The organism is Pectobacterium sp. IFB5596 (assembly GCF_021432585.1).
Taxonomy (GTDB): domain Bacteria; phylum Pseudomonadota; class Gammaproteobacteria; order Enterobacterales; family Enterobacteriaceae; genus Pectobacterium; species Pectobacterium punjabense.
Genome location: NZ_LXFY01000001.1, coordinates 690,267 through 704,519 on the forward strand (window position 1 = coordinate 690,267; position 14,253 = coordinate 704,519).

The following is a 14,253-nucleotide window of genomic DNA, read 5'->3' on the forward strand; positions in this document are numbered from 1 at the left end:
TGGGGTTATTAGTTCAGTCGTCCAGCTTTACGCGCTTGCTCATCCCACTGCGGCACCACCGTATTCAGGAAATCCTGTTTCTCGGCTTTTATTTGCTGCATGTTGAGCCCAATCGCCTGCTGCGCTTTCTCTTTTGTCGAGATATCCGGCAGTTTGACTTCGCCAGTCACCCCTTTCTGTGCCAGCAAACGCACCAGCTTGGTTCTCGCTTCGGCGGATTTACTCAGCGAAGTGCCGAGCATCCGTAAGCCTTCATCCGGCGCATGCATGTGAATACCGTGAGACGCGACCGCCAGATCCCAACGCCACTGCGCATGGCGGATATCCATAAGAATCGGCTGCATGTCTGCTTCGGTTGCACCAGCATCCCAGGCTGCTTTAGCCTCAAAATGCGCATGAACCAGTTGCTCTTCTGCTTTCAGTTTTAATTCCTGAATCGCTGTTTTGCGTTCAGCAACCACCGCCTGCATCGCCGCTTTATCCTGCGTGTGGCAATTGGTACAGGTTTCGCCGTAGTTATCGAAGGGGTTACCTATTTTGTGATCGGTGTACAGCTTGCCATCTGCGTTTTTCACTTTCGGCATATGGCAGTCGATACAGGTCACGTTGTTTTTACCGTGGATACCAATGCTCCAGGTTTCATACTCTGGATGTTGAGCTTTCAGCATCGGTGCGCGGGAAAGGGTGTTGGTCCAGTCGGAGAAAGAAATAGCATCATAGTATTTCTCCATATCTTCGACTTTCGTACCGTTATCCCACGGGAATTTCACCGCTTTATCTTTGCCGGAAAAATAATACTCAACGTGGCATTGTCCACAGACCATGGACTGCTGTCCGAACCGACTGGCTTGATCAAACGGCTTGCCAATCGCCTCCATTGCACGTTCCGCGTAGGGACGGGACAGCGTCAACGCGGGCTTGCCCTGAGCAAAATCCGGTGATGCGGTATCATGGCAATCTGCACAGCCGAGATCGTTAGTAATCTCCGGTCCACCTCGCGCCCACTTGCCTTTGAAGTAGCCTTCCTCGCCCTCCTGTTGGATCAATCGGGCGACGTCCGGGCTTTTACAGCTCCAGCACGCCATTGGCAGCGGGCCATCTTCTGCCGTCTTCGGGGCACCGGTGCGCAGCGTTTCACGCACGTCCGTTATTGCGTAAGCGTGGCCGCGCGGCTTGTTATAGTCTCTGGAAAAGGGGTAACCGGCCCAAAGAATGACCATATACGGATCTTCTGCCAGCGCGTCATGACGTTCAGACTGTTCGCTGGTCGCTTTCCACGAGTTGAACTGATCGGGGTGTTGATTGATGAAGGTTGAATTTTTTGCTTCTATTGGGGCGGGAGAAGAAGGCGCCGGAACATCAGCGGAGTAGGCTGGCATCAGTAAAAAGAGACTGGCTACCATGCCCCACAGATAGGAGACTGACATGCTTATCCTGACCATGCGTTTGTGTCCACATTAAGCCGCCTACTGGCGGTCATTTTCGTTATCCATTCGACAGAAACCACACCAACTGTCGTGACATTGCTCGGTGCTATAAATAGCAAAAAGATGCATTCAAAATATTGTTTTTGATCAAAGGTAAAGAAAAGTAATGATTCGTATCGAAGAATGTATGAAGGCTGTCCCATTTTCCCACTAATGGTTAGATCATGACTCTTTAGTGCCTTAACAAGATCCCAACATCGGAGCACGTCAGATCACACTAAAGAGTTAATTGACTATTTTTCATCGGGATACCATCAAAAGAACAAACTTTCAGCACATGGTTTGAAATGCAGAGCTAAGGACTTGTCAATCGCCTCAGAGGAAGGCATTGTTTTCCTCTCCCACGGTAAAGGAAGGGGGGAAGACCAATTTAATCGATTGATAGATTACGCGTTTTTACTGTACGACTGTAGCCCAATTGGGCGCATTAAGGAGTCTGTTGTGCGCAAAAAGGGAATGCCGCGTTTTTCACAAATTTTGCTTGCCATCGCAGCCATTTTTTCAGCCATGATGGCCAGCCTGTTCGGTGCGCTTTACTTTATGCTTTACTGGCCATATCGCAATCAATTCAATGAATTGGGTCGGTATTTTGATGAGGAAGATAATGTCGTCTACCATGAATCAGCCAGTACGTTCCTTTGCCCCACCGTATTTTTTATCATCCTAACCTTGCTAGCGGTGGCATTGGGTATTAAGCGTTATAGGGACGTCACCCGCCCGACCACTAAACAGCAATAACGCCAGATGGACTCAGCAATAGGCACCATATTGATGCCTGTCACTTTACTCATCCTGAGGTCATCACAGGAAACGTATTCGCCGTAGCAAGCCACCCCGTGGAGTGGCCGATCGGTTTGCTCTCCGCACTACTCCGTCGCGATCCTATTTTTTATTTCCATAGGCCAACGCCAGCTTGGCGTAGAAATCTTCCAGCGTGAAGCGGGCATCAACAGCGTTATACACCCGAATCTGGCGCGCATTTTCCTGAGGCGCATAGGTCAGATCGTCGTTTAACTGTGGGGCGTTGACCAGCGTGTAATGGTATTCGTGATCGTCCAACAGCAGAGAAACCGAGGGGTTATCACCCAATACCCAGACTTCGCTTTTCGGCCAGGGAACCTCTTTGATGGTTTCAGAAATTGCACGATTAAACTCAATTAGCTGTTGCCACAGATACTCTCCGACTTTCCCCTGCGGCTTAACGCGCACGGCAAGTTCAGACAGCGAAACGCGTACGGACATATAGACATTATGTGGGACTTGCCACAATGGCACCTGGGACTTGAATACGGTGTTCGCCGCAACCGGATCGTTGAACATATTGTATTCCCAGCCGCCTTTCGGGTAAGGCATGCCGCCAATCCACACCACCGTCATTTTGTTGGCGATCTTCGGTTCAGCCTGCAACGCAGCAGCAATATCCGTAATCGGCCCCATAACTAACACAAACAGGGGGTGAGAATCGTCTTTTAACGCCTCTTTGATCAGCATTTGCGCGCCTTCACTCAACACAGGCACGCCACCGTCAGCCTTCAGCGCCTGCGTCGCACCGCGATAAACGGGAATGTCCGTCTTTCCCATTACATTCATTAGACGCTGGAGCTCATGATAGCTTTCCATCATGCTGTTTTCGCCATCGCGTTTCATCAACGGTTCGGTACGCGAATAATGGGCGGCAATCAACCCTTTCACCTGCATCGTTGGTGTCAGTACCGCATGCGCAACGGCAAAATCATCGTCAGCTTCGTTTTTCGCATCGGCGCTAATAATGACACGAATCTGTTTATGATCGGCAACATCGAAAGGTGACGTTTGCGCCTGCGCAGTGAGCGCGCTGAGGAAGGGCAATGCCACGATCAGCATGGCACATCGGGAAAAATATCTGTGAATAGACATGATTATCCTTAACTATGATGGGCAGTCGTTGATATGGCAGCCCGATGACTCAAGCTGCCATCAGAGAAAGCGGGCCTACGAACCTTCAACCCGCAGCATGCAGACACTATTTAAAAAGCTTCTGGACAAATTCGCTGTAGGCCGGCCGCCAGACATCCATTTCATGACCGAGATTCGGATAATGGCGATAATCAAACTGGATGTTTTTCTGCTCCAGTACCGCTTTCAAACCCGCGATGTCCTTACCCGTGATGTTGTCAGTTTCGCCAATCACCACCGTGAAGTTCTTCAGTTGCCGATTAATCTGCTCAGGTCGACCAAGCTGTGCAGCAACGGCCGAGTTTGGCACCGTTTCGGTAGTAACGCCGCTGAACGTCGCCAGCCAACCGAAATGATCCAGATGGCTCATACCCGATACCAGTGCCTGATAGCCGCCCTGAGACAACCCAGCCAGCGCCCTGCCATTGGCATCCTGACGAACGTTAAAGCGTTTGCCGATCTCAGGGATAATGTCATGAATCAGTTCCCTGTCCGCTGCTAACGCGTTACGCGGATAGAACACCTTGCGCCGCTCCTGCGGTGGATATTCTTCTGGGATAATCCCGGGAACGTCGGTTTCCGTATCAGGAATGACAACCAGCATCGGCTCAATTTTTTTCTCCGCCAGCAGGTTATCCATCATCTGCGGTATCCGCCCCTGCACCACAGCAGACGCGCCCGTGTCGCCAAAGCCATGATAGAAATAGAGCACGGGTAACGGTTTTGACGATTCGCTATAGCCCGGCGGCGTCCAGACATACATCTGACGCTCTGATTTCAATGCGTTGGAGTGATAGGTTAGCGTTCTCAGTTCACCGTGCGGTACCTGGCGCACATCCAGAATGCTCCCTGGCACCAGAATCAGGCTGGTATTCACCTGACGCTGTGGCTTGGTAAACGCCGTGCCGGTATCGATGGTACGAAAACCATCGACGCTGAAGAAATATTCATACAGGTTCGGTGCCAGCACCGGCGTTTTGAACGACCACACACCGGATTCGTCTTTCGTCATCGCGTGGGACACGATGCTATCGGGCGTCGAACCGGTAAAAACACTGACCTGCTTCGCCGTGGGTGCAAACAGGCGGAAAGAGATACTGCTATCGGCATTAACTGCGGTGACATACTGGCTTACAGGAACGGTTGCCGCTGGCATAACAGGGAAATCGGCCGGTAGCGCAGACGCATTGATAGAAACGCCAGCCAGCATACTCAGGGTCAATAATGATAAAGATATTTTCTTCATGTTCATTCGCATAATCCCATCCCGACTATCACGTAATCGAGTCTGTTTTTGCTAAATGTGACAGCACCGCCTCAGCGGTGCCGACGTGATGACAGGTATTACCACCAGACTTCCGCCTGAATACCCAAGGAGAATTGATCGCTCTTGCTGTCGTTAAATGTAGCCTGACTGATATCGTTATCTTCAATTTTCAGGTAAGAACCATAGAACCGAATCTCTGGACGAGAATTCAAGATACTCGTGTCAACTTTAAGCGCATGGTACAGCGTGGTTTTATAACCTGACTCGTGATAATTCACACCATTGGCTTTATTGGTTTGGTTAAAATACGCCAATTCGACCCCGGTCTGATTGAATTTATCCCAAATATAAGCAGGACGTAATACCGCACGGATGCTGTTGAAATCGGTATGCGCTCCCATGTCATAACTGTATATATCATTACCTTGTGAATAAACCAGCGCATTCGCCATAATGACATCATCACGCAAATACATTTCACCTTGCGAGATCGCGCGGAAGGCATTGCCTGAATGATTGCCATAGTAGTCACCATTACGGCTATACGTCGGGTTAGCATCAGATATATTAGCAAAACCGCTGGCAATAGAATTACTCGCGCCTTGCACGGTGAATTCATTAAATCCACCATTATATAATCCTTGGCGTAAAATGACACCCGCAGTCCAGGCATCTTTCAATTTATACGATAAACCATCAATTTCATTATTATTCTGTACATTACTCTTATTGGCTTGCGCATATTTACCAATCAGAGACAGTGTTGCATCATCCCACAGCGGAATACCTTTATAGCGAACATCAACCGCATTGGTATTGACCTGATTTTTATCTTTTTTCGGGTCATTATATACGAATCGGCGCGCGTTAACGTCTTCACGGTTCAAAGAGACATCAAGTTTACCCACACCCAACTGCCAGTTCTCAATACCGACACCGCCCGCCGCTTCTGAACGGTGGCTTTTCCAGTCCAGCATCTGGATTTCATAGACTGGCAGGGTATTTTTACCTACCCAAAAATCAGCCTCTGGGGCGAAGGGTAAGAACCCTTTTGTATTGACGTACATCTGGGAGAATTGCAGTTTATTTTCATTATCGGCGTCTTCGCCAAACCAGGCGCTGTTATACTGCATACCCACGTTGCCATCCAATTGGATGACAGCATCGACACGCTTATTCCCTTCTGCATAAACTTTTTGACTCAGTATGAGATCGAACCAACCACTGTGCTCATTACCAAAACGCCCTAATGAACCAATCGCATACGATTTTGGTGCGCCATGATCGGCCGTTGCCCATCCAGAACGGAAATACCCTGTATAGCTAAAGCCAATATCATCTTTAACGAACTTACTCACTTCAGCTAGCGTTAATGGTTTTTGTGGTGCATTCGTAGCATCATCAGCCGTATTTACGGCTGGTTGAGCGGCAGACGCAAGAACAACCTGATTAACCGATGATGTACCAGAAGAGGCAACAACCAGTGGTTTATCCTTTGCCACAGAGTTCGCTGCCAGACGTGCTTTATTTTCTGCATTTGTCTTATATTCACGAAACTCTTTTTTGGTTGACTGCAATTCAGCTTTATTTGCTGCCAGCTCCTTCTCCAATAGCTCTAGCCTTTCTTCTACGGTCAATTTTGCGGCCATAGCACCATTAGACAAAAACACTGACGACATCAGTAATACCATCATCTTTACAGGGAATTTTTTACGCATGATTATTATCCGAGTAGGGTACATTATTAAATTTAAAACGAAGCCCTTTCGACGCCAGCCGAGGGCTCGTCTATTTATGAACAGCTATTTGTAAAAAATAATCGTCTATTAGAATTTAATGGTTATTCCGACCTCTCATTATTGACTCCTCATCTTCTTTCTTATAAAGAGTAAAAAATGATACCGCATTCATTCCAGAGATAATCTCTCTGAGAATGAATGCGTAAAGAGTTTATACCCGTCATATTTCAAGTTGCATGTGCGTTGGCTGCGTTCAAATACTCGGCCCGTCGTGGGCCTCGCCCTGAAGGGCTAACGCTTCGCGTTGTTCAAAACGTTAACGTTTTGTCCTGAAACTCGAATTATTTAGGGTATATTGATACGCCGATTTATTTCAACGTTTCTCCATTAGAGGAAATAACATCTTTATACCAATAGAAACTTTTTTTACGCCGACGTTCTAATGTGCCGTTCCCTTCATCATCACGATCGACATAAATGAAACCGTAGCGTTTTGACATTTCAGCTTTCGACGCACTGACCAGATCGATAGGCCCCCAGCAGGTGTAACCCATCACCTCAACGCCATCTTCCAGCGCTTCGCCCACTTGATACAGGTGATCGTTCAGGTATTTGATGCGATAGTCATCGTTAATGCTGCCATCACTTTCGAGTGTATCTTTCGCTCCCAACCCATTTTCCACAATGAACAGCGGTTTTTGATAGCGGTCATAGAGGTAGTTCAGGATATAGCGCAGCCCTTCTGGGTCGATCTGCCAGCCCCATTCCGAGCTTTCCAGATGCGGGTTCGGCACCATATTCAGAATATTGCCACGGGCTTTCTGGTTCACTTCTTCATCGGTGGTTACGCAGCCCGTCATGTAGTAGCTGAACGAGATGAAATCGATGGTTTCCTTCAGAGACTGGCGATCGTCTTCGGTTACCGACAGCGTAATGCCGTGCTGTGCGAAGAAGCGCTTCATGTACGCCGGGTAATATCCTCGGGTTTGTACATCACCAAAGAACAACCAGTCGCGATTCTGCTGCATCGTTTCCAGTACATCCGCAGGCTTGCAGGTTAATGGATAGAACATGGAACCCAACATCATATTGCCAATTTTGGCATCAGGGATGATGTCATGGCACGCCTTCACCGCTTTAGCGCTGGCAACAAGCTGGTGATGAATCGCCTGATAAATATCCTGCTTACTACTCTCGGTAGGTAAACCAATGCCTGTAAATGGTGCATGTAATGCGCAGTTAATTTCGTTAAACGTCAGCCAATATTTCACTTTATCTTTATAGCGCTGGAATACCGTACGAGCGTAGCGCTCGAAGAACGTAATCGTTTCACGATTTCCCCAGCCGCCGTAATTCTTCACCAGGCCGAACGGCATTTCATAATGCGACAGCGTCACCAGCGGCTGAATGCCGTATTTTGCCATTTCATCAAACAGGCGATCGTAAAATGCCAGTCCTGCTTCATTCGGCTGGGTTTCATCGCCCTGCGGGAAAATGCGCGTCCAGGCGATTGAGGTTCTCAGACATTTGAAGCCCATTTCAGCAAAGAGCGCGATATCTTCGGGATAACGGTGATAAAAATCGATCGCCGTATCTTTAATTCCGCTGTCGCCCGGGGTACGCGTAACGATCTCGCCAAAAATACCCTGTGGCTGTAAATCAGACGTTGATAGCCCTTTGCCGTCCGTTAAATACGCACCTTCAACCTGATTGGCTGCAATCGCGCCGCCCCATAAGAATTCTTTCGGAAACTGATGGCTCATTTTTTCTCCTCCCAATTGGGTCGTAAAGGTCAATTTCAGCGGATTAACGTCAATAGTGCGCCCTGTTCCTGCACGGTGTTTCCGGCGGTAGGCAGAACATCAACGTAATCTTCGCTATTGGTGATAATGACGGGCGTTGTCGTGTCATAACCGGCTTTTTCGATCGCCTGATAATCAAACTCCACCAGAAGATCGCCCTGCTTCACAACATCCCCCGTCTTAATGTGTGCAGTGAAATGCTGACCATCCAACTTCACCGTATCGATACCGACATGGATGAGCACCTCGGCACCGTCTTCCGATTCGAGGCCAATGGCATGATTGGTCTTAAACAGCGAAGCAACCGTGCCATTGACAGGAGAAACCACACGCCCGGCCAGCGGTTTAATCGCGATACCTTTTCCCATTAATCCACTAGCAAACGTTTCATCACCGACCTGCTCAAGCGGCAGCACTGTTCCCTCAATCGGGCTGTTTATTGCTTGTTTACGCGTTGCATCGCTCGGGTTCTGCGTGGCTTGCGGTGCCGCAGTAGCCGCGTTTACTGCTGTCGTATCTTCTTGCGCTGGAATCCCAAAGGCCCAGGTAGCCACCGCCGCGAAGGTAAAGGCGATTGCTGTACCAATAATGGCAGCCCAGACCGTGTTATCGACACCTGTCGGTGGGATAACCTGAGTAAAGGTAAAGATACTCGGGAAGCCGAAGGAATAAATGGTGGTATGGAAATACCCCAGAATGGCGGCGCCCATTGCGCCACCAACACAGCCAAAGATGAAAGGACGTTTCAGAGGCAGCGTAACGCCATACACCGCAGGTTCCGTAATACCAAAGATTGCCGCTGAGAAAGCTGAACCGGAAATACCTTTCAACTTCATGTCGCGAGTACGCAGCAATACGCCCAGTACCGCACCCGCCTGTCCTAATACCGCCGGAACCAGCAGAGGCATCATGGTGTCATGTCCCAACACGCTGAGATTGTTGATCATCAGCGGCGTTAACCCCCAGTGAAGACCAAAAATAACAAACACCTGCCACAACGCCCCCATCAATGCGCCCGCAATCATGGAGTTCAACCCATAAATCAGTTGATAACCGCTAGCCAGCATGTGTCCAAGCCAGGTTGCAGCCGGGCCAATCAGCAGGAACGTGACCGGAACGGTGATACAGAGGCAGAACAGCGGCGTGAAGAAATTACGGATATTAATATGCAAGATGGCATTCAGCGGTCTTTCCAGACGTGAAGCTAGCCAGGCCGAGAAAATAATCGGAATGACCGAAGAGGCATAATTAATGAAGGTAATCGGAATGCCGAGGAAATAAAGCTGTTGATAACCGGCGTTCTGCATCGCACTAAATTCAGCAATCATTGATGGATGAACCAGCGTTGCACCAATCACCATGGTAACAAATGGATTTCCGCCAAATTTTTTCCCTGCGGTATAACCTAAAACAATAGGGAAGAAAAAGAAGAGTGCGTCGCTCGCGGCGAATAACACTTTATATGTTCCGCTGGTGTCGACCATCCAGCCACAGGCCAGACTGAGCGCCAGAAAACCTTTTAAAATACCGGAAGCCGCCATCACACCAATTAATGGCGTAAATATTCCAGAAATAATATCAATGAAGCGAGAGAAAACATTTCCTTTTTTCTCATCATCTCCCCCGTTATTTTCGGAATCACTGTGGTCGGTCAATCCAGAAACATTCAGTAAACTGCGATATACATCACTGACATGATTTCCTACGACGACCTGAAATTGTCCGCCACTTTCAACCACCATGATCACGCCTGAATTATTCTTCAGCGCAGCGGCATCCGCCTTTTTACTGTCTTTTAGTTTAAAACGCAGTCTGGTTGCACAGTGCATCACGCTAATGACGTTGCTACGTCCACCGACACCATCGAGTATCTCACTTGCTAATGCTTTGTATTCCATCGTCTATCCTTAATGCTATATCCGTCATACTTCAAGCTACATGTGCGTTGGCTGCGTTCGCTCACCCGAATCACTTACCCGAGTAAGCTCATCGGATTCACTTTCTTGCCGCGTTACGATGCTCATCACTGAGCATCGCCCTAAAGGGCTAACGCTTCGCGTTGTTCAAAACGTTAACGTTTTGTCCTGTAACTCGAATTACTTAGGATATAAACAGACTTAAATATCAATAATTTAAGATTGCCAGCTCTGTTTGAGACAAAAAAAAACCTAAATCGCTTTTCCCAATAAACATTGAGAAAACGATTTAGGTTTTGCCTGCCCGCCTAGACTAGCCTGACAGTAACAATCCTGCTTGTATGCCCGTCATACTTCAAGTTGCCTGTGCGTTGGCTACGCTACTTGAATTATTTAGGGTCTATGCCAGCACAACTCATGCCCTGACAATAAAACTTTACTTCATTTGATAACTTACTTTCCACATACTCTATTCTTTCACTTTCATCGTAAGCAAGGTATTTATCTTGCTACACTGCTATTTTGTGACGAAAAGCAAATTAGCAGAAATTATTCTCCATCGCCTGGTTCTATTTTCTCCTGACCTTCCGTACGCACGCGTTCAATATGAATCGTTAAGAACATTAATTCTTCTTTCGTTAACGTGTAAACGTATTTTTGCACAATATGTGCTTGTATTTTTTCCGCACAGCGATAAGACAATTGATATCTTTCTTTCACGACATCATGCAGTGATTCATCATCACTAAATACGGTGCTTTTCCCTATTAATCGTTGCGCGAAAAACTTTAAATGCGTAACAAAACGATGATAGCTTAACGCTTGTTCGTTATAATCCAGGTTAAGCTGATATTTTACGATATTTAGTATTTCCTGCATGATTTTGGTAATTTGCAAGACTTCTGGCATTTCGCTGTCAAGTTGCGCGTTCACCAAATGCAGAGCAATAAACCCCGCCTCATCTTCCGGTAACCGTACGGACAAACGCTGCTCAATAATATCCAGCGCTTCCAACCCAATATCAAATTCCTTTGGATACAGGCGCTTGATTTCCCATAACAGCACATTGCGGATATCCACGCCTTGCTTGTGGCGCTCTATCGCAAAATGGCAGTGATCCGTTAACGAGATATAGACGCTGTTTTGCAGTTTTCCGGGCAACCGCGCTTTTGCCAGCAGAATGATCTTGTCTGCCGTTGTGATGACATCCATCGGAATCTCTGACAGCAGCTCCTGTAGGCGTGAGGTCAGTTCTCCTGACTTCATCACAAACACGCGTTCAATCAGCGTTTCATCCAGCAGATCGCCAGAGTGCTTTTTGAAGCCCAGCCCGCGTCCCATCACAACCGACTCATTATTGTTTTCGTCGATTACGGTGACGACATTATTGTTGAGTATTTTGGCAATCTTCATTTTTCAAACCCTGGAAACAAAAAAACCAGACACCCGTAGCAAGAACGAGCATCTGGTTTTGCCTGCTTACGCAGTAACAATCCGCAATGGCTGGTAAACTACCATTTGCATTCATCTTCTCAAGGAGCATGACACAAAAACGTGATACGGATCGATAGAAAAGCATGTTGCTTACACGCACTTTCTTTATTTATTGTCGGCTGTTACAAGAATCAACGACTTGCCATGACTCACCGTAATAGCGTATTTATACAACGGATTTCTTAGGCAGTTGCGCAACAAAGTTAGGTAAAAACACCAAATCGCTCAATTTTTTGCGTAAACGCACTGAAATATTCAATTTCTGACCTTTTACCACCTTGTTTCTCGTCGCTTAATAACTATAATACGAAACGTCGTTTCAATTGAATGGTTTCAGCTAAACAACGTGCCACTATCAATAACATTATTATCAACGGCATCGCCAACGCTAGCCCCCGCGAATCCCATGCGACGAGCGGTTGCGCACTTCATCACCCATTCGCTACGACCCTCTATACTTACCTCTTTTACACCGTTCCCTCATGCATTCTTTCCAGCGGCTTGCCTCACACGGCCACAGCCACTGGTTCACTCGTTTTTTTATCCATCACAACTTGTAGAAACTATCGTATGAAAAAGACAAAAATTGTTTGTACCATCGGGCCGAAAACAGAGTCAGAAGAAGTGCTTGGCAACCTGCTGTCTGCCGGCATGAATGTTATGCGCCTGAATTTCTCTCACGGGGATTACGCAGAACATGGCCAACGCATCAAGAACCTGCGTGCCGTCATGGAAAAAACCGGTCAGAAAGCCGCTATCCTGCTTGACACCAAGGGTCCAGAAATTCGTACCATGAAGCTGGAAAACGGTGCGGATGTCACGCTGACCGCAGGTCAAACCTTCACGTTCACCACCGATCAAAGCATCGTGGGTAACAAGGATCGCGTTGCTGTCACCTACGCAGGTTTCACCGAAGACCTCAGCGTCGGTAACACCGTTCTGGTTGATGACGGCCTGATCGGTATGCAGGTTACGGCGATCAGCGGCAACGATGTCGTCTGTAAAGTGCTGAACAATGGCGATCTGGGCGAGAACAAAGGCGTTAACCTGCCAGGCGTTTCCATCCAATTGCCTGCTCTGGCTGAAAAAGACAAACGCGACCTGATTTTCGGTTGCGAACAAGGCGTCGATTTCGTTGCTGCCTCTTTTATTCGTAAGCGTTCCGACGTTGAAGAAATTCGCGCTCACCTGAAAGCACACGGTGGCGAGCAAATTCAGATCATCTCCAAAATCGAAAATCAGGAAGGTCTGAACAACTTCGACGAGATTCTGGAAGCCTCTGACGGCATCATGGTTGCCCGTGGTGACCTGGGTGTTGAGATCCCCGTTGAAGAAGTGATCTTCGCGCAGAAGATGATGATCGAAAAATGTAACCTGGCACGCAAAGTGGTTATCACCGCAACGCAAATGCTGGATTCAATGATCAAGAACCCGCGCCCTACCCGCGCTGAAGCTGGCGACGTCGCTAACGCCATCATCGACGGCACCGATGCCGTTATGCTGTCTGGCGAAAGTGCGAAAGGTAAATACCCGCTGGAATCCGTTACCATCATGGCAACGATCTGTCAGCGTACCGATTCCGTGATGAAAAGCCGTCTGGATACCATCAAGACGCCTGGAATTCTGCGCATCACTGAAGCGGTCTGCCGCGGTGCGGTAGAAACCGCAGAAAAACTGGATGCACCGCTGATTGTGGTTGCGACCAGCGGCGGTAAATCGGCCAAATCTATCCGTAAATACTTCCCAAATGCCCGTATTCTGGCGTTGACGACTAACGATGTCACCGCACGCCAACTGCTGCTGAGCAAAGGTATTGATACGCTGCTGGTGAAAGAAATTGCCTCTACGGATGATTTCTACCGCATCGGTAAAGAAGCCGCGCTGAATAGCGGCTACGCGCAAGCGGGCGATGTTGTAGTGATGGTATCTGGTGCGCTGGTTTCTAGCGGCACAACCAATACCGTTTCCGTACATCGTATCTGATCCTAACAATCAGATCGGTAAAAAGCGCCTTAATGGCGCTTTTTTTATATTCTGAAACGACTTTCTACAGCACGATAACCTAATTAATGCCTTTGCGTAACACGCCGTTTTAATAGCCTTAAGCTTCGGAGTTATCTGACAAAAATAGCGCTGTTTTCCTTACTTTTTTAATGAACAGGTAAAACTCGCTGTTTCTTTGAGCGAACGATCAAAATTAAGCATGTTCTCATCAAAAATTTATTCTCATTAGAAAATAGTTTGTGTAATACTTGTAACGCTACATGGAGATTAACTCAATCTAGAGGGTATTAATAATGAATCGTACTAAACTGGTACTGGGCGCGGTAATTCTGGGTTCTACTCTGCTTGCTGGTTGTTCAAGCAACGCTAAAATTGATCAGCTGTCTTCTGACGTTCAGACTCTGAACGCTAAAGTTGACCAACTGAGCAACGACGTGAACGCAATCCGCTCTGACGTACAAGCTGCTAAAGATGACGCAGCTCGTGCTAACCAGCGTCTGGACAACCAAGTTCGTACTTACAAAAAGTAATCGAGCTGGTTTAAGTAGTGAAAATGGCGCACATTGTGCGCCATTTTTTTTGCCTTCGTTTTTCGTTTTATCAACCTTC

General features: G+C 47.7%; 10 protein-coding genes. 3 read left to right on the top strand and 7 right to left on the bottom strand.

Annotated features, from left to right (window positions below; all coding sequences use genetic code 11):
• Positions 1-8: 8 nt before the first annotated feature.
• A complete protein-coding gene (gene nrfA, locus A6301_RS03305) occupies positions 9-1,442 on the bottom strand; it encodes an ammonia-forming nitrite reductase cytochrome c552 subunit (protein WP_304622710.1) in 1,434 nt (477 codons plus the stop codon).
• Between the two features lie 486 nt (positions 1,443-1,928).
• On the opposite strand from nrfA, the gene A6301_RS03310 reads away from it, so the two are divergent.
• Positions 1,929-2,225 (top strand): hypothetical protein, encoded by a 297-nt coding sequence (locus A6301_RS03310; protein ID WP_234257095.1) that lies wholly within the window; start codon positions 1,929-1,931, stop codon positions 2,223-2,225.
• A 144-nt stretch (positions 2,226-2,369) separates the two neighbouring features.
• Here the strand turns inward: A6301_RS03310 and A6301_RS03315 are convergent, their stop codons facing one another.
• The 6 genes from A6301_RS03315 to licT all read right to left on the bottom strand — a co-directional run bounded on the left by A6301_RS03315 (position 2,370) and on the right by licT (position 11,559).
• Entirely contained in the window at positions 2,370-3,383 is a 1,014-nt protein-coding gene (locus A6301_RS03315; protein ID WP_234257096.1) for a nucleoside hydrolase, read from the bottom strand.
• Positions 3,384-3,489: 106 nt separating this feature from the next.
• Positions 3,490-4,680 carry an esterase family protein gene (locus tag A6301_RS03320; protein ID WP_304622711.1) on the bottom strand — a complete coding sequence of 397 codons (1,191 nt, stop codon included), beginning with the start codon at positions 4,678-4,680 and terminating at the stop codon, positions 3,490-3,492.
• 86 nt (positions 4,681-4,766) lie between these two features.
• A complete protein-coding gene (locus A6301_RS03325; protein WP_234257097.1) occupies positions 4,767-6,407 on the bottom strand; it encodes a carbohydrate porin in 1,641 nt (546 codons plus the stop codon).
• Positions 6,408-6,796: 389 nt separating this feature from the next.
• Entirely contained in the window at positions 6,797-8,191 is a 1,395-nt protein-coding gene (locus A6301_RS03330) for a glycoside hydrolase family 1 protein (protein ID WP_215484148.1), read from the bottom strand.
• A gap of 35 nt (positions 8,192-8,226) precedes the next feature.
• Positions 8,227-10,128, bottom strand: coding sequence for a PTS beta-glucoside transporter subunit IIABC (gene bglF, locus A6301_RS03335; RefSeq protein ID WP_234257098.1), 1,902 nt, complete (start codon positions 10,126-10,128; stop codon positions 8,227-8,229).
• A gap of 567 nt (positions 10,129-10,695) precedes the next feature.
• Positions 10,696-11,559, bottom strand: a complete 864-nt coding sequence (gene licT / locus A6301_RS03340) for a BglG family transcription antiterminator LicT (RefSeq protein ID WP_234257099.1) — start codon at positions 11,557-11,559, stop codon at positions 10,696-10,698.
• Positions 11,560-12,210: 651 nt separating this feature from the next.
• On the opposite strand from licT, the gene pykF reads away from it, so the two are divergent.
• Complete coding sequence (gene pykF, locus A6301_RS03345; RefSeq protein ID WP_107167649.1) at positions 12,211-13,623, top strand: pyruvate kinase PykF; 1,413 nt, start codon at positions 12,211-12,213, stop codon at positions 13,621-13,623.
• Between the two features lie 314 nt (positions 13,624-13,937).
• Positions 13,938-14,174 carry a major outer membrane lipoprotein gene (locus tag A6301_RS03350; RefSeq protein WP_005970385.1) on the top strand — a complete coding sequence of 79 codons (237 nt, stop codon included), beginning with the start codon at positions 13,938-13,940 and terminating at the stop codon, positions 14,172-14,174.
• The last annotated feature ends 79 nt before the right edge of the window (positions 14,175-14,253 follow it).